Source organism: Rhodospirillaceae bacterium, assembly GCA_018662005.1.
In the GTDB taxonomy this organism is placed as follows: domain Bacteria; phylum Pseudomonadota; class Alphaproteobacteria; order Rhodospirillales; family JABHCV01; genus JACNJU01.
Window position 1 is genome coordinate 115,957 of the sequence record JABJHA010000015.1, and the last position, 16,621, is coordinate 132,577.

Sequence of the window (16,621 nt, forward strand, 5' to 3'; positions counted from 1 at the left end):
AAATGAATACGCTGGGCTTTATGCATAAAATTACCGGACCATTCTTATTGCTGCTTGTCATTCTGGCCCTTGCGCCCGGTCGGGTCCAAGCCGCCTTACCTGACGGCTTCACCCAGGTTTCGCAAAACAGCCCAGCATCCACTGAAGAGGACCAAAGCGGCGAAGTTCGCTTCAGCGCCGATGAAATGCAGCATGATCAAGGACTCGACATTGTCACTGCCCGTGGAAATGTTCAGGTTCAGCATCAGGACCGCATCCTTACTGCCGATGTTATCGTTTACAACCGCAAGCAGGAATTTGTCACCGCTTCGGGAAACGTCACTTTGCTGGAACCGTCGGGTGACGTTCTTTTCGCCGAATTTATGGAACTGTCCGGCGATTTGAGAGATGGCGTCGTCGCCGATTTGCGAGCCATATTAAAAGATGGTTCACTGCTCGCCGCCAATGGCGGCAGGCGGACTGACGCCAATATTCTTGATATGCGCAACGCTGTCTATTCACCCTGCCGCCTGTGTGAAGAAGATCCTTCAGCTGCACCATTGTGGCAGGTAAAGGCCGTCAAGGTCATTCATGATAAAAAACGCCAAACAATTGAATATCGCGATGCCTGGCTTGAATTTGCTGGTGTCCCGGTTCTTTACACCCCTTATCTTTCACACCCTGATCCAACGGTAAAAAGAAAGAGTGGTTTTCTGACGCCATCCTTTGGGACTTCTAATGCAGTGGGATCGTTTGTTACGACACCGTATTTCTTCAATATTGCTACCAATGCAGACGCTACACTAAGCCCGTCATTTACTGATGATGAAGGCATTATTATGGCTGGCGAATACCGTCACAAATTCACCGAAGGTGATTTCAAGGTTCGCGGCAGCCTCAAGGATAACACGTCGTCATCAAAGCTGACCTACTCCACCGAAAGCGGAATTTCCGGAATTCGGGGACATATCGCCGCCAAAGGACGTTTCGATTATGATCAGACCTGGCGTTGGGGTTTCGATATAAATAGACAATCTGATCAAGCCTATATGTCGAGGTTTGGTTATGCCAGTGACAACACACTTCCTGAAATCACTAATGCCTTGCCGTCCCAGGGCTTTGTAGAAGGTTTCCGCGGCCGCAATTTCATACAGGCCCGTGGTCTTCATTTTCAAAACACCCTGACAAATCAGGACGATAACTCGACCCCCCTGATACTCCCGCTCATTGATTTCAACCATGTCAGCGAGCCTGATCGCTACGGTGGTTATTCAACACTTGACGTCAATGCATTGGCTTTAAGCAGGGCAGAAGGTTCCGATACCCGCCGGCTGTCCATTCGCGGTGGATGGAACCTTCCCTACATAGCGCCGGCGGGGGATGTTTATACCTTATCGACAAAACTGATCGGCGATTTCTACAATACCAGCAGTCTTACAGTCGTCGGTCAGAACAATACATCTAATTTTGCCCACCGCCTTCTTCCGCAGGTCGCCCTTGATTGGCGTTATCCTTTCGTCAGCGGTCGTGGCGACGTCTATCAAATGTTTGAGCCCATAGCCTCTGTCGTTGTTAGTCCTTACGGTGGAAACTCTCCTGATATTCCCAATGAGGACTCTCAAAACCTTGAATTTGACGACACCAATTTGTTTAGCGACAACCGCTTTACGGGCCTGGATCGTGTCGAGGGGGGGCCCAGACTTAACTATGGTTTCAAATGGGGCGTGTTCGGCAAAAATGGCGGCTCGACAAGTTTGCTTCTTGGCCAAAGTTACCGTTACAAAACCGATGACAGTTTCGCTGATGGTTCAGGCCTTGAAGATAATGTGTCCGATATTGTCGGCCGCGTTCACGTATCGCCGAATTCAATGCTGGATATCTATTACCGGACCCGGCTTGATCAATCCAATCTTGAATCCCGGCGAAACGAAATTGATGTCAGTGCTGGCGTCCCCGCACTGCGTTTGAATACCCGTTATGTCTATTTCGACCGGCAGCAAGGCAGTGAGTTTGCCGGCCGTGAGGAAATCAAAGGTTCTCTCTCATCTCAAATAAACAAAACATGGCGTAGCAGCATCAGTGCAACACAGGATTTGGTTGAAGGTGATTTACGCAGGATGAGTGTAAATCTGACCTATGAAGACGAGTGTTTTCTTTTTTCCACAAACTTCAATCGTGAATTATACCAAAACAGTGAATTACAGCCTGATAATTCTATAATTTTCCGTATTCTTTTCAAAACTCTGGGCGAGGTTTCCCCAGGTGTTTAAATTTCCAATTTCCATCAAACGTGCCCAAATGGGCAATTCCGCCACGAAGAAAATCTGGCGACATATCGTTTTGTCAACGTTGATGGCATTGACCATAACTCTTATCCCTTTACCCGCAGCAACCCAGACCCTTGGCATTGCCGCTGTTGTCAATGACGACGTCATCTCGATCTACGATCTGCAAGCCAGAATGTTGATGCTTATCGTCACATCCAATCAGAAAGACACCCCTGAATTGCGCCGCCGACTTACCCGGCAAGTTCTTAATAATCTGATCGATGAAAAACTGAAAATGCAAGAAGCCAAGCGCCTGGATATCAGGGTTCCAACCGAGGCGCTGGAACGCACCTACGCAGACATGGAAGCCGGCAACAATTTGCCCAAAGGCGGATTGACGCAATACCTGTCCAAAAACGGTGTCGACCGACTGGTGTTAATCGACCAGATTGAAGCCACTATTGCCTGGGCCGATAGCATTAACATGTTGTTTCGCGGTCAAACCACCATCAGTGAGGAAGAAATTGATGAGGTTGTAAACGAAATAAAAGAAGGCAAGGGAAAGCCGGAATATCTGACTGCGGAAATTTTTCTTCCCGTCAACAATCCCGCTAAGGCCAATGAAGTTCTTAACAACACGCTGCGTCTTATCGAGCAACTTAAGAGCGGTGCCAGCTTTAGTGTTCTGGCCAGGAATTATTCACAAAGCGCCTCTGCCGCCGTCGGCGGTGACCTGGGATGGGTTCGTCAGGGGCAATTGCCACAGGAAATTGACAAGAACCTGATCCCCTTGAGAAAGGGCGAGATATCAGACCCCCTGCGCAGTGTGTCCGGATATCATATCATTTTCAAAAGAGATGATCGCATCGGGCAGGGCATACCCTTATCACAAGAGAAAATTGATCTTAGACAAGTGTTTTTACCGCTTGCTGCGACAAGCAATGAAAGTGATAAAACAAACTTGATGGGAAAAGCCAAAACAATGGCCGCAGGTGCTTCTGGTTGTACCGTTATGGAAAAACTGGAAGAAGAAAGCGCCTCACCCTTATCGGGCAGTCTGGGCGTTGTCGAAACATCATCATTGCCAGGCACAATCCAAAAGGTCGTAAAGGGCCTGCCGGTTGGCGTCGCGAGTGATCCGATCCCAGCAGACGGGGGAATTATATTCCTGATGATTTGTAAGCGCACTGGCACATCGGCGCTGGATATTCTGCGGCCACAAATCAGGCAGCGCCTGATGACGGAACGCCTCGACAATGCGGCCAGGGGACATCTGCGTGATTTGCGCCAGGCTGCTTTTCTGGATATCAGGATATGAGCAACGCCGCGTCGCCGGTTAGCGGCAGCGGCCTACCCCGCCCCCTGGCCTTGACCATGGGAGAACCTGCCGGCATTGGCGGTGATATTACCCTTAAGGTTTGGTTGGCAAATCAAAGCATTCCATTTTTCGTCATTGATGATCTGGAACGTCTTAAGCGACTGGCAGATAAACTTGAACTTGATGTTCCCCTGGTCGAAATCCGTGATCCGGCCGAAACGTCTGATATCTTTTCCAAAGCCCTGCCGATCCTGCACCGCCCTTTGAAAGCCGATCCCGTTCCGGGACATCCTGATCCTGAAAATACCGGAGCTGTCATTGAGTCAATCAAATTGGCCGTCGAAATAGTAAATGCCGGTCAGGGATCGGGCGTCGTTACCAATCCCATTCACAAGAAATCGCTTTATGACGCTGGATTCAAATATCCCGGACATACAGAATTTCTGGCTGGGTTGGCCGCTATCGACACGCCACCAGTGATGATGTTGGCCTCGCCCGAAATAAGAGTCGTGCCGGTCAGCGTTCACGTCAGCATGGCTCAGGCCATTGCCAGCCTGAATGCTGAAGATATCATCACCTTGAGCACAATCACCGCCAGGGCACTGGAAAAGGATTTCGCCATTTCTGCGCCCAGATTGGCCATCGCCGGGCTTAACCCTCACGCCGGGGAAGGTGGCGAAATGGGACTGGAAGAAAGCCAAATAATCGCCCCGGCCATTGCAAAATTACAGGAACTGGGGATTGATGCCAGTGGCCCCTGGCCACCTGATACCCTGTTCCATGCGGCAGCCCGCAAAACCTACGACGCCGCCATTTGCATGTATCACGATCAAGCCCTGATCCCCATCAAGACCATCGATTTCGATGGCGCCGTCAACGTCACACTGGGTTTGCCCTTTGTCCGCACCTCACCCGATCACGGTACTGCCTTCGACATCGCCGGAACCGGCAAGGCCAGTGAGACAAGCCTGCTTGCAGCTTTGCAGATGGCTTCCGATATAGCTGCCCGGCGAACCCAATGACAGCCGAACTTCCGCCGCTGCGGGACATCATCAGTCGTTTTGGCCTGGATGCCCGCAAGAGATTCGGCCAGCACTTCCTCCTCGACCTGAACCTGACCGCCCGCATTGCCCGCAGTGCCGGTGATTTGTCAAACTGCACAGTGATAGAAGTTGGCCCCGGGCCTGGCGGACTGACCCGGGCGCTTCTGGAAGCCGGAGCAAGGCAGGTCATCGCCATCGAACGTGATCCACGTTGCGTAGAAGCAATGGAAGACCTGAGCCAGTATTTTGAAGGCAGGCTTATGGTTATCGACGCCGATGCGATGGAACTTGATATCAGCAGCCTAGCCAAGGGACCTAAAAAGATCGTCGCCAATCTGCCGTATAATGTGGCAACACCGCTTTTGATTGGCTGGCTGCACCAGATCGCGTGCTATGAAAGCCTGACCTTGATGTTTCAGAAGGAAGTCGCCGACAGACTGACCGCCAATCCCGGCAACAAAACTTATGGTCGCCTGTCAGTGCTGACACAATGGCTGTGCCACACCACCCACGATTTTAATATCGCCCGAACGGCTTTTACCCCGCCGCCCAAAGTTGAAAGCACCGTGGTCACCTTGACACCCCGTCCGGCCCCCCTGGCCGAATGCAATTGGCAGGCATTGGAACAAGTCACCGCAGCCGCCTTCGGTCAGCGCCGAAAGATGCTGCGCGCCAGCCTGAAATCCTTGAATGCTGATCTGGGAAAAATAGGCATCGACCCGACTGCCAGGGCCGAAACCCTAAGCCCTGAACAGTTTTGCGCGATTGCCCGTTTAATCGAATAAAGCCTGCACGTCGCCCAGCCCGTCGATAGAAATAACCGCCCTGGCAGGTGCCGTATCCAGCCATTGCACAGGGGTCAGTGAGCCGGTCAGGATAAACTCACCGGCCTTCAAACCCCGGCCCAGCGCCGACATGCGATTAGCCAGCCACAGGACTGCCTGCAGCGGATGACCAAGAACTTCGGCGCCAAGACCGCTGCCTTGCTGGCTGCCATCAATGTAGACACGCCCTTCCACTGCGGCCAAATCGAGCCCACGCCAGTCCGTGACCTCTGCCCCCAGCACACAGGCGGATTGGAAAAAATCATCGGCAATCAGGACTGTCGCCGGCAGGGATAAAAAATCCCCGTAGCGGTTGTCAACGACCTCAATAGCCGCCATGCAGGCGCCGATGGCCGCCTCAATCTGTGACATGTCGTATAGGGTTTCACTGGCTGGCAAGTCCGACGAAAGCCTGACGGCGACTTCGCACTCAATACCAACACGCTGGAAATCCTTTGCGTTAAAGTTGCCGCTTCCCTGATGCACCGTGGATTCCACAACGCCGCCAAAACACGGATTTGGGACACCGACGATTTCCTGCATGACCGCCGTCGTGCAGCCGATTTTGTAGCCGCGGACCGGCCCTTGTCCTTGTGCGTTTTGCCATTCATGCAGGGCCGCCTGTACCCTGTAGGCATCATCTTCATTTACCGGAACAAGATTTGCTGCCAACGAAACGCCGGTATTGCCAAGACGGGCCCGGCCAAGAATGTTCGCTGCCTCACTCACCGCTAATATCGCTTACAAAATCATGCAGGCCGATCAGCCGCGCCGTTCTTTGGCGTTCGGCGTTAAGAATCGACACGACCCTGCTGACACTGTCGTCAATATCCGTATTGACGACGATGTAATCATATTCTGGATAATGGCTCATTTCCGCGGCCGCTTCGGCCATGCGTTTTTTGACCACCTCCTCAGAATCCTGGGCACGGGTATAGAGACGCCGTTCAAGTTCTTCCATGCTCGGGGGCAGGATGAACACGCGAACCAGATCCTTCGACGCATTTTCCGCCAACTGCTGGGTTCCCTGCCAGTCCACATCAAACATCACGTCACGGCCTTCCTTCAGGGCCGCTTCGACCGGATCTTTTGGAGTACCGTAAAAATTATCAAAGACCTGGGCGTGTTCGAGCATATTGCCCTCACCGACCATGGCGTCGAAGGTCGCTTTATCGACAAAGTAATAATCCTTACCATCGACTTCACCAGGTCGGGGGGCGCGAGTCGTCGCCGACACGGACATGGTCAGGTTGTCGTCGCGTTCCATCAATGCGCGGGAAATCGTCGATTTACCGGCACCGGATGGTGATGACAAAACGATCATCAGGCCGCGACGGTTAAGGGTGGGATCAGTGTTCATTTTTCTACTCGATATTCTGCACTTGCTCGCGGAACTGTTCAATCATCGCCTTCATATCCAGGCCAATACGGGTCAGTTCCACATCACCGGATTTTGAGCACAGGGTATTTGCTTCCCGGTTGAATTCCTGACACAGGAAATCCAGCTTGCGGCCGATCGCACCATTTTCATTCAAAAGATCCCGTGCGGCCCCGACGTGGGCGCTTAAGCGATCCAGTTCCTCGTTGATATCGGCTTTCGTCATCAATAGCGCCGCTTCCTGCTCAAGGCGTTCCGCCGACAAGGTGGGAACGTCTTCCAACAATGCCTCGACCTGTTGTTTCAAGCGCTGGCGGATGGTTTCGGGGCGGGTCGCAGCGGTTTTTGAGGCGGCGGCGCAAAATTCTTCGATTGTGGCGATCTGTTGACCAAGAACACCAGCCAGTCGCGCCCCTTCATCGGCGCGCATGACAAGCAGGGCATCCAGCGTTTGATCAAGGCTGACAAGCAACACCGCCTGCAAGTCCTCGCAGGCGTCTTCGGATACGCCCTCGTCGCGCGTTTCGATGACACCTTTTAAGGCGAGCAATCCATTGAGACTGGCCGGCCTGGTATCGGGCACGCGCCCCGCCAGTTCAGGTAACAATGCAAGATACCCGTCAAGGATGTCCTTGTTGATGGTGTAAGGACTGCCCTGGCCCTGCCAGTCGATGCTCAGGGACAACGAGATATTGCCACGGCCAAGGCGTTTTTTGACCCGCTCACGAACCTCGGACTCCATGAAATCAAAGCCACCGGGCAGGCGGCAGCGCACATCCAGCCCCTTGCCATTGACGCCCCGCGCCTCCCAGACCCAGGAGCACTGATCGTCAGAGCCTTCGGTACGGGCGTAGCCGGTCATGGAATGTATAGGCAAGCGGGTTCTCCGTTTGGGTTATCGCAGGTGCAACTTATATCAAGGTTGACTATAACAGAGCCATGAAAAACCCCCGCTGCATTTTGATTACCGGCGCTTCGAGCGGTATTGGCGAGGCATTGGCCCATTATTTTGCCATGCCTGGCGTCTTTTTGGCCTTAAGTGGGCGTGATCAGGCCCGCCTTGATAAGGTCGCGCAGGTTTGTCGGGATAAAGGGGCCGAGGTCAGCGCCGAGCTTGTCGATGTTTGTGACCGGGACGCCATGGCGGACTGGATAAAGCGCACCGATCAAGTGCAGCCCCTTGATCTGGTTATCGCCAACGCCGGTATCTCGGGCGACAGCGGCAGCAACAGCATTGACTTGAATGAAAACCTCACCCGCGACATCTTCGCTGTCAACTTTGCCGGCGTTTTGAACACCATCTTCCCGGCCCTGACACCGATGCGAAAACGACAGCGCGGACAGCTGGCGCTGGTCAGTTCCATGGCCGGGTTTCGGGGTTTGCCCAGCGCCCCCGCTTACTCGACCTCAAAAGTCATGGTCAAAGCTTACGGGGAGGCCCTGCACGGCGTACTCGCAAAAGAGGGCATCGGGGTCAGTGTCATCTGTCCGGGCTTTGTGGAAAGCCGGATCACGGCGAAGAATAAATTTCCCATGCCGCTGCTGATGAAAGCCCCTAAAGCGGCCCGCATTATTGCGGGAGGCCTGGCTAAAAACCGCCTGCTGATTGCCTTCCCGTGGCCTTTTGTCGCCTTCATGTGGAGCCTCAACCTGCTGCCCCCCTGCTGGGCAAACAAACTGCTCAGCCGCTTGCCTAAGAAGGGCTGACCATATTGTCAGCCACCCGGAAACCTTGTTTAATATCTGCTCATAACATCAGCAATATTTTACCGGGGGATATTAAGTGACTGCATCACCCTTGCCGCCACAACAGGATACGGCCGCTTCGTGGTCGGGCCGAGAACTGGCCGCTGATCCAGAATCCTGGACCATTGTCCTGTCAAAAGATCACATCGCCGAACTTGAAAGCGCCAGTGCTGAGGAAACCAACATTGACGCCATATCAGCTGAGACCTTTCCACTTCCAACCTTGAGGCCTGTGCTAATGGCATTGCGTCAAGAACTGGTCCGGGGTCGTGGTTTCGCCCTGGTCCGCGGACTTGATATCGGGCGCTACGCCGAAGATCAGATCGCCGCCATGTTTTATGGCCTTGGCAGCCATATTGGTCACGCCCGTTCACAAAACGCGGTCGGTGATGTTCTGGGGCATGTACGGGATGTCGGTATGCAAGGAGCGGACACCAATGTGCGTATCTACCAGACCAGCGAGCGGCAAACTTTTCACACCGACAGTAGCGACGTTGTCGGGCTTATCTGCCTGGCACAGGCAAAATCAGGTGGGTCATCGATGCTCGTCAGTGGCGAGAGTATTTACAATGAATTCCTGAAAAGACGGCCTGATTTACTGCCCCTGCTGTTCGATCCCATCGCCACGGACCGGCGCGGTGAAGTGCCAGAAGGGATGAAGCCGTATTTTGAAATTCCGGTTTTCACCTGGCACCAGCAACACCTGAACGTCATGTATCAGCGCCAGTATATTCAGTCGGCCCAACGTTTTTCAGATGCCATGCCGTTAAGTCCGGATCATATAGAGGCCCTGGACTTGTTCGACGAGCTTGCCAATGATTCCGAACTGGCCCTGTCCATGAAACTTGAACCCGGCGACATGCAGTTTGTCCACAATCATTCCATGTTGCATGACCGCATGGGGTTTGAGGATTGGCCAGAGCCTGAACGCAGCCGTCATCTGTTGCGGCTATGGCTGAGTATACCGGACGACCGTCCCCTGCCCGACTGCTTCGCCGAACGCTTTGGCAGCACCACGATTGGTGATCGGGGTGGCATTGTGGTGGGAAGGGATCAAACGCATTAAGGATCAAGCCCCTCAGTCGCCGGGCGCTCACTCCGTTCGCTTGGCTGGACCTCTGGAAGTCAAGTTTCAAATGGCAACAGGTGCCATTACTGGCGTCGCCAAACTTGGTTCCCCAAGCCCGCGACTGCGGGCCGCCGCTTATGCGGCGAGCCAAGGGGGCGGAGACCCCGCCCGGCGCCTGAGGGGCTTGAACCCTAACCGCCGTCTCTTATCTTGCGCCACTTGGCGGCGTTGCGATTGTGCTCTTTCAGGGTTTTGGCGAAGACGTGACCGCCGTTGCCATCGGCGACAAAGTAAAGATCATCCGTTGCTGTCGGGTTTAGTACCGCTTTGATGGCGGCCAGCCCCGGGTTGCAAATGGGCCCCGGCGGCAATCCTTTGATCAGATAAGTATTGTAGGGATTATTAACCTTAAGATCAGCGCGGGTCAGGGAACGGCCAAGCGGCCCGTCGCCTTCGCTTAGGCCGTAAGCAACTGTCGGGTCCGATTGCAGGCGCATTCCCATGCGAAGTCGATTGATGAAAACACCGGCAACCCGTCCGCGTTCGTCTTTGACGCCGGTTTCCTTCTCGACAATGGAAGCCAGAACCAGGGCCTCGGCCGGACTCCTCAGTGGCAATGCGTCGGCCCGCTCGTCCCATAACTCATTCAGACTTTTATCCATCGCCTTGACCATACGTTCAACCAGATCGGCCCGATTATCCCCGTATGAATAATAATAGGTTTCTGGCAAAATCGATCCTTCCAGCGGCACATCAAATGTCTTCTCCAAACCACCAGCAGCGACCAGTAGCTCGAACACCTCAATGGAGGTCAATCCTTCGGCAATGGTCAGGCGGTGAACCACGGTCTTGCCACTGATCAGAACTTCCGCTGCAACCTTGGCGCTGGCCCCGTAAGGGAAAGCAAATTCCCCGGCCTTCAGCGCCTTGTCGACGCGGGTCAGGCGAACCCCCAGACGAAAGATCAACGGGTCTTCGATAACCCCTGCCTGGGTCAGCGTGTTGGCAATGGCTTCAACGCTGGAACCTGGCGGGATATAAACCGTCGTCTCGGCAATTGTCGGCCCGGGCTTGGTGTATTGCAGGTATCCCCACGCAAAAAAACCGCCAGCAACCAGGGCCAGAAGAACAAAAAAAGTGATGGTGGGTAAAATAAAGCGACTCATGCCGCCCAGCTTAACCTAATCGAGACTCTTGAACACCAGCGATGCGTTGGTGCCGCCAAAGCCGAATGAATTTGTCAACGCCGCCCTGACGGTGCGTTCCTTGGCCTGATGAGGAACCAGATCAATATCGCAACCCTCGTCAGGGTTATCCAGATTAAGGGTCGGTGGAACAACGCCGTTCTTGATCGCCAATATGGAGAATATGGATTCAACCGCCCCCGCAGCACCAAGCAGATGACCAATCGCTGATTTTGTCGAGGACAGGGAAATATCATTCACCGCATTGCCGAAGGCCCGCTTGACCGCAGCCAGTTCAATAACATCGGCCATGGTCGATGTGCCATGGGCATTGACGTAATCGATATCTTCCGGGTTAAGCCCTGAACGCTTCATCGCTGCGGTCATGCAGCGGAACGCGCCGTTGCCGTCAGGGGTCGGCGCGGTAATGTGATGGGCATCGCCGGTTAATCCGTAGCCCACGACTTCGGCGTAAATCTTTGCACCGCGCGCTTTGGCGTGTTCCAGTTCTTCAAGCACGACAACACCGGCACCTTCGCCCATGACGAAACCATCCCGGTCCTTGTCCCAGGGCCGCGAGGCTTGCTCAGGGGTTTCATTAAACAAGGTCGAAAGCGCCTTGGATTGCGAAAACCCGGCCATGCCGACACGGCAACAGGCGGCTTCAGCGCCACCGGCGATCATCACGTCGGCGTCTTCCCACATGATCAATCGAGCCGCATCACCGATCGCATGAGCACCGGTCGAACAGGCCGTCACGACGGCGTGGTTGGGGCCTTTGAAACCGTACTTGATGGAAACATGGCCGGAAATCAGGTTGATCAGACTGGCCGGAATAAAGAACGGGCTTAAACGACGGACACCGCCGCCGGATTCACAATCAACGGTCAACGAGCCTCTTGATATTTCAGGAAGACCACCGATGCCGGAGCCAATCAGAACACCTGTACGAAACTGGTCTTCTTCCCCTTCAGGGGCCCAACCGGAATCTTCAACCGCTTCAATCGCCGCCGCCATGCCATAGACAATAAAGTCATCGACCCGGCGGCGTTCTTTGGGGGTGAAATAATCATCAACGTTGAACTGGCCTTCGCCCTCGCCTTCTTCGATCTGTCCGGCGATCTTGGCCGGCAGGTCGGAAACATCAAACGAGGTAATAGTGGCAATGCCGGACTGGGCATTGATCAGGCGATTCCACGAATGCTCAACACCGTTTGCAAGCGGTGAGATCATACCCATACCGGTAACGACTACACGTCTCATGATGAACGAGTCCTCATTTGATCGCTAAAGGTAGTCTTTAACGCTCAGGTGTTCGCTTCAATGAAGGTAATGGCATCTTTGATCGTCAGAATTTTCTCGGCGGCATCGTCGGGAATTTCACAACCAAACTCTTCTTCAAAAGCCATCACCAGTTCAACCGTGTCCAGGCTGTCAGCGCCCAGATCGTCAATGAAACTGGCGTTTTCGGCGACTTTCGCCTCGTCAACACCCAAGTGTTCGAGAACGATCTTCTTTACGCGATCTGCGACATCACTCATATCAACTTATTCCTTGAAAACTATCTGTTGAGAATACTGGTTTAATTTAATTCCGTTGTTGCGATTCGTCAGTTTCAAAGCAAGGCCAGCAAGGGCCGAAACACATGGCAAAACCGCAAAAGCTTCCGTTACCTAACATACTTTATTTAACGATACCAGAGGCCAAGATCATTGCCATCCATGATCATATCATGGCCATACCGCCATTGATATGCAGGGTCTGTCCGGTTACGTAAGCGGCTTCGTTACTGCTCAGGTAAACAACACCGGCGGCGATGTCATCAACATTGCCCAAACGACCACAGGGAATGCCTGCCATAAGTTTTTCCTTTTGTTCATCACCAAGCGCGTCCGTCATGGGTGTTTCAATAAAACCTGGGGCAAGGCAATTGATGGTAATGGAACGACTGGCGACTTCCTGGGCCATGGATTTCGACATCCCAATCAATCCGGCTTTCGAGGCCGCGTAATTGGCTTGTCCCGGGTTTCCGGTGACGCCGACAATGGATGTTATCGAGACGATTCGTCCCCAGCGGTTTTTCATCATCCCGCGAAGACACGCCTTGGATAGCCTGAAGGCCGCATTCAAATTAACATCTAGAACCTGCTGGAATTCTTCGTCCTGCATTCGCATGGACAGATTATCGCGCGTCAAACCGGCATTGTTGACAAGAATATCTACACCGCCCATGGCTTCCGCAGCGTCAGCAAACAACGTCGCAGCACTTTCAGGTGAGCCAAGATCAGCAGGTGTTGCGTGGGCTTTTGATCCCAGTTCCGCCTTCAGCGCTTCCAGGGCTTCGGTTCGGGTTCCCGACAAGGCGACTTCCGCGCCTTGCGCGTGTAGCGCTTTGGCAATCGCCCCGCCAATGCCGCCCGATGCGCCGGTGACCAGTGCGCGCTTCCCGGTTAGATCAAACATGCGGTATCTCCCTCGTGATCTTGGTCAAATGTTTTGCAAAAAAGCCGCAACATCTTCGGGCGTTCCGACATTCGTGGCGCTCAGGTCGCGATCAATACGCCGGGCAAGGCCGCTCAAGACTTTACCAACACCAATTTCGACCAAACTTTCAACGCCTTTATCCTTCATGAACAGGACACTTTCGCGCCAGCGCACCATACCGGTCACCTGTTCGACAAGCAGGCGACGGATTTCAGCGGCGTCATTAACATCGCTTGCTGTGACATTGGCAATCAGGGGAACAGCCGGCTGTTTCATACGGACACCGGCAAGGGCCTCTGCCATGATTTCTGCCGCCGGGGCCATCAACGCGCAATGAAAAGGGGCGCTGACCGGCAACAGGACACAACGTTTGGCGCCTTCTTCCTTGGCAATCTCCATGGCCCGCTCGACCGCGGCGCGTGCGCCGCTGATGACCACCTGGCCGCTGGCGTTGTCATTGGCGGCGGTGCAGATGTCACCTTCACTGGCCTGATCGGCAACCTTGGAAGCAGCGTCCAGTTCAAGGCCTAGAAGCGCAGCCATTGCACCTTCACCGACAGGGACGGCTTCCTGCATGGCCCGGCCACGGGTCTTTAACAGTTTTGCCGCGTCGCTGATCGAAAACGTCCCGGCGGCGGCAAGCGCCGAATATTCACCAAGGGAATGACCGGCCACGAATTTGATCCTGGACTTCGGCGACGCCAGATCAATGCCTCCTTCGCTCTCAAGTACACGCATCACGGCCAACGAAACCGCCATCAACGCAGGTTGTGCGTTTTCGGTCAGGGTCAGGGTGTCTTCGGGACCTTCAAACATCAATTTGGAGAGATTTTCTCCAAGCGCCTCGTCGACTTCCTCAAATACTTGGGCGGCGGCAGGAAAGGATGCGGCCAGCTCCTGGCCCATACCAACGCACTGGGAGCCCTGACCTGGAAAAATGAAAGCAAGCGTCATAAATAAATCCCGTCAGTGTCTATTAATAATAATGGAATGCCTTAAGGGACGCTCACTTGCCCCGAAATTTTCCCCAGGCATAAAGAACAAGCCAGATCGGCACGATAACGATGGCCCCGATCAGGATGTACTCGACGGCCCAGGCCAATATACCGGCAAGGGCATCGAAAATTGCTAGCGCCGTGTCGCCCAACCCTTCAAGAAGATTTCGCGGGTTTACCGCAAAGAACCGCAACAACAGGCCCACCAAGAGGGAACCGATGGCAAGTTTGATAACAGTTGAGGCGAAATTCTTGGGCATGGTGCTGGGGCTAACCTGTCAAAAGTTATTGAACAACCAAAAACAACGGCCCCTGTATAGTGTCACACTTGGCAATTGTCATGAGGTTTCGTGCACAAGCTTGAAGCAGCAATCCACAAAGCCACTTGCAGGCTTCGTTTCCTGCTCAAAATAAATGCCTGACATGGCCCCTTATATCCCTTGCGCGCCAAAGCTTTTCGTGTATATTGCGCGCCTTCAACTCCTTGCCGGGTCACACGACTTGGCTATGTCCTTGTCCGGCATGACGCCGACCGGGAATGAGAAAAGCCAGAGGGAGATATAAATTGGCTTATTACGAATGCGTGTTTATTGCACGTCAGGATATTTCCGCGACCCAGGTCGAAGGCCTGTGTGAGACCTTTTCAAAGGTCATCAGCGACAATGACGGCTCAGTCGTCAATACCGAAAATTGGGGTCTGCGCACCCTTTCCTACCGGATCAACAAGAACCGCAAGGCCCACTATGTTATGTTCAACATAGATGCTCCAGCACCAGCCATCCACGAAATGGAACGCCAGATGCGGATCAACGAAGACATCCTTCGTTATTTGACCATCAAGCTTGACGCCTTTGAAGAAGGCCCGTCGGTGATGATGCAGTCGCGTCAGCGTGATGACCGTCCGCGCCGCTATGACAATGATAGCAACAACAAGCCCGCAGCAGCCCCCGAAGCAACCGTAACTGAAGCAGCAGCCCCCGAAGCAGCCGTAGCTGAAGCAGCAGCCGTGGAAACCGCAGAACCCGCAAGTGATGGAGCAGAGGCATGAGCATGACCCCTTCAGATCAAGGCAATAGCGGTGGCGGCGAGCGTCGCCCGTTTTTCAAACGCCGTAAAAGTTGCCCGTTCTCAAACGCCAAGTCGCAGAAGATTGATTACAAGGATATCCGTCTGCTGCAGCGATACACGTCCGAGCGTGGCAAAATTATACCGAGCCGGATTTCCGCCGTTTCAGCCAAGAAACAGCGTGAAATGGCCAAGGCGATCAAGCGTGCGCGCTTCCTCGCTTTGATCCCCTACGTCGTTAAATAAAACGGCTTAAAGGCGCGCTCACCAGCTTGCGCCATGGGAGGGTCGGATGTCCAAGGACATGCTGATAGCTATAGGCGGCGGAACGTTAAGCGCCTTTGCTTCGCTGGCCTTTATGTCGGGAATGCCCGGCGCTTTGCTGGCGGTTTATTTGGCGCCGTTGCCACTGTTACTGGTCGGCCTCGACCACGGCATCAAGGCGGCGACAGCGGCGGGACTTAGCGGCATTATTGTCACCGGGCTTATCGGTGGCGCGATGTCGGGAGTGTTATTTTCAGTGATCCATGCACTGCCAGCGTGGATTATCGTTCGCCAGGGTTTGTTAAAGTTGCCCGCGGCGGATGGAAAAACCGAAGAATGGTACCCGGTTGGATCCATTCTTTGCATCCTGTCGGTGTTTTGCACCGGCTTGTTAACGGTGGCGATGTTTTGGTCACTGGGTGAAGACGGTGGATTACACGATATCGTGCAATCTTATTTGGGTCTGGTCTTCGCCTATATGATGCCGACCATGGACGAGGTTGTACGGGGTGATCTTGTCCAGACGATATCACCCTTGTTCCCGGGATATATGGGAACATCCTGGGTGGTGATGGCGGTGGTAAACGCTTCCATCGCAGCGGCGATACTGACCCGCGCCAAGCGTTTTAAGCGGCCAAAGTCAAAATTGGCCGATCTGAGCTTGCCGGACTGGATGTCCTGGTTTTTGATTGCAGCAGCCGTGATGGCGCTGTTGGGCCAGGGGGAGTTAGAGTTTTTTGGTCGGAATCTTGCTTTGATTCTGGCTGTGCCGTTTTTCTTTCTCGGCCTTGGTGTGGTCCACGAATTGGCCCGCCATGTGCAGTTTCCGGGAACGTTACTGGCGGCGTTTTATTTTGTTATGTTCCTTTCGGGCTGGATCGCCATGGCGGTCATCCTTGCCGGACTACTGGAACAGTGGGTCGGTTTACGCCGGCGTTTTATGAACCCCGGTCCCGACCGGAACGACGAAGACGACAACTGATATTTTTTTAAGCGCCCGATTTT

General features: G+C 53.8%; 18 protein-coding genes. 9 read left to right on the forward strand and 9 right to left on the reverse strand.

All coding sequences use genetic code 11. From position 1 onward, the window contains the following. Positions 1-2: 2 nt before the first annotated feature. From HOL66_08200 to rsmA, 4 genes are read left to right on the forward strand one after another with little or no spacing between them, the layout of a single operon-like run. Positions 3-2,249 (forward strand): LPS-assembly protein LptD, encoded by a 2,247-nt coding sequence (locus HOL66_08200; GenBank protein ID MBT5244213.1) that lies wholly within the window; start codon positions 3-5, stop codon positions 2,247-2,249. After that, on the forward strand, positions 2,242-3,564 hold the full coding sequence (locus tag HOL66_08205) for a peptidyl-prolyl cis-trans isomerase (protein ID MBT5244214.1): 1,323 nt from the start codon (positions 2,242-2,244) through the stop codon (positions 3,562-3,564). The genes HOL66_08200 and HOL66_08205 overlap by 8 nt, the downstream gene beginning before the upstream one ends. Continuing rightward, positions 3,561-4,586: a 4-hydroxythreonine-4-phosphate dehydrogenase PdxA gene (gene pdxA, locus HOL66_08210; GenBank protein ID MBT5244215.1), complete on the forward strand. Its 1,026-nt coding sequence runs from the start codon at positions 3,561-3,563 to the stop codon at positions 4,584-4,586. The genes HOL66_08205 and pdxA overlap by 4 nt, the downstream gene beginning before the upstream one ends. Next, positions 4,583-5,392 carry a 16S rRNA (adenine(1518)-N(6)/adenine(1519)-N(6))-dimethyltransferase RsmA gene (gene rsmA / locus HOL66_08215; GenBank protein MBT5244216.1) on the forward strand — a complete coding sequence of 270 codons (810 nt, stop codon included), beginning with the start codon at positions 4,583-4,585 and terminating at the stop codon, positions 5,390-5,392. The genes pdxA and rsmA overlap by 4 nt, the downstream gene beginning before the upstream one ends. On the opposite strand, the gene HOL66_08220 is transcribed toward rsmA, so the two are convergent. Genes HOL66_08220 through HOL66_08230 form a run of 3 tightly spaced genes read right to left on the reverse strand, consistent with a single transcriptional unit; the run spans position 5,381 to position 7,686 of the window. Beyond that, positions 5,381-6,160 (reverse strand): hypothetical protein, encoded by a 780-nt coding sequence (locus HOL66_08220; protein ID MBT5244217.1) that lies wholly within the window; start codon positions 6,158-6,160, stop codon positions 5,381-5,383. The genes rsmA and HOL66_08220 overlap by 12 nt on opposite strands. After that, positions 6,153-6,791, reverse strand: coding sequence for a guanylate kinase (gene gmk / locus HOL66_08225; protein ID MBT5244218.1), 639 nt, complete (start codon positions 6,789-6,791; stop codon positions 6,153-6,155). Before gmk ends, HOL66_08220 begins: the two co-directional genes overlap by 8 nt. A 4-nt stretch (positions 6,792-6,795) precedes the next feature. Next, complete coding sequence (locus tag HOL66_08230) at positions 6,796-7,686, reverse strand: YicC family protein (protein ID MBT5244219.1); 891 nt, start codon at positions 7,684-7,686, stop codon at positions 6,796-6,798. A 62-nt stretch (positions 7,687-7,748) separates the two neighbouring features. On the opposite strand from HOL66_08230, the gene HOL66_08235 reads away from it, so the two are divergent. Together HOL66_08235 and HOL66_08240 are read left to right on the forward strand one after the other, a co-directional pair. Next, entirely contained in the window at positions 7,749-8,516 is a 768-nt protein-coding gene (locus HOL66_08235) for an SDR family NAD(P)-dependent oxidoreductase (protein MBT5244220.1), read from the forward strand. Between the two features lie 136 nt (positions 8,517-8,652). After that, on the forward strand, positions 8,653-9,621 hold the full coding sequence (locus HOL66_08240) for a TauD/TfdA family dioxygenase (protein ID MBT5244221.1): 969 nt from the start codon (positions 8,653-8,655) through the stop codon (positions 9,619-9,621). Between the two features lie 194 nt (positions 9,622-9,815). Here the strand turns inward: HOL66_08240 and mltG are convergent, their stop codons facing one another. From mltG to HOL66_08270, 6 genes are all read right to left on the reverse strand, one after another. Further along, positions 9,816-10,790 carry an endolytic transglycosylase MltG gene (gene mltG / locus HOL66_08245; protein ID MBT5244222.1) on the reverse strand — a complete coding sequence of 325 codons (975 nt, stop codon included), beginning with the start codon at positions 10,788-10,790 and terminating at the stop codon, positions 9,816-9,818. 15 nt (positions 10,791-10,805) lie between these two features. Continuing rightward, on the reverse strand, positions 10,806-12,071 hold the full coding sequence (fabF, locus tag HOL66_08250; GenBank protein ID MBT5244223.1) for a beta-ketoacyl-ACP synthase II: 1,266 nt from the start codon (positions 12,069-12,071) through the stop codon (positions 10,806-10,808). Between the two features lie 44 nt (positions 12,072-12,115). Continuing rightward, positions 12,116-12,349, reverse strand: coding sequence for an acyl carrier protein (locus HOL66_08255; GenBank protein ID MBT5244224.1), 234 nt, complete (start codon positions 12,347-12,349; stop codon positions 12,116-12,118). Between the two features lie 184 nt (positions 12,350-12,533). After that, positions 12,534-13,271, reverse strand: coding sequence for a 3-oxoacyl-[acyl-carrier-protein] reductase (fabG, locus tag HOL66_08260; GenBank protein MBT5244225.1), 738 nt, complete (start codon positions 13,269-13,271; stop codon positions 12,534-12,536). Positions 13,272-13,295: 24 nt separating this feature from the next. After that, positions 13,296-14,246, reverse strand: a complete 951-nt coding sequence (gene fabD, locus HOL66_08265) for an ACP S-malonyltransferase (protein ID MBT5244226.1) — start codon at positions 14,244-14,246, stop codon at positions 13,296-13,298. A 52-nt stretch (positions 14,247-14,298) separates the two neighbouring features. Further along, positions 14,299-14,547: a hypothetical protein gene (locus HOL66_08270; protein MBT5244227.1), complete on the reverse strand. Its 249-nt coding sequence runs from the start codon at positions 14,545-14,547 to the stop codon at positions 14,299-14,301. 305 nt (positions 14,548-14,852) lie between these two features. Here HOL66_08270 and rpsF point away from each other — a divergent pair, with 305 nt between their 5' ends. Genes rpsF through HOL66_08285 form a run of 3 tightly spaced genes read left to right on the forward strand, consistent with a single transcriptional unit; the run spans position 14,853 to position 16,598 of the window. Beyond that, positions 14,853-15,335, forward strand: coding sequence for a 30S ribosomal protein S6 (gene rpsF, locus HOL66_08275; protein MBT5244228.1), 483 nt, complete (start codon positions 14,853-14,855; stop codon positions 15,333-15,335). Beyond that, positions 15,332-15,598 carry a 30S ribosomal protein S18 gene (locus HOL66_08280; GenBank protein MBT5244229.1) on the forward strand — a complete coding sequence of 89 codons (267 nt, stop codon included), beginning with the start codon at positions 15,332-15,334 and terminating at the stop codon, positions 15,596-15,598. Before rpsF ends, HOL66_08280 begins: the two co-directional genes overlap by 4 nt. A gap of 46 nt (positions 15,599-15,644) precedes the next feature. Continuing rightward, the gene (locus HOL66_08285) at positions 15,645-16,598 is read left to right on the forward strand and encodes a DUF2232 domain-containing protein (GenBank protein ID MBT5244230.1); all 954 of its coding nucleotides are present in this window, start codon (positions 15,645-15,647) and stop codon (positions 16,596-16,598) included. Positions 16,599-16,621: the final 23 nt, after the last annotated feature.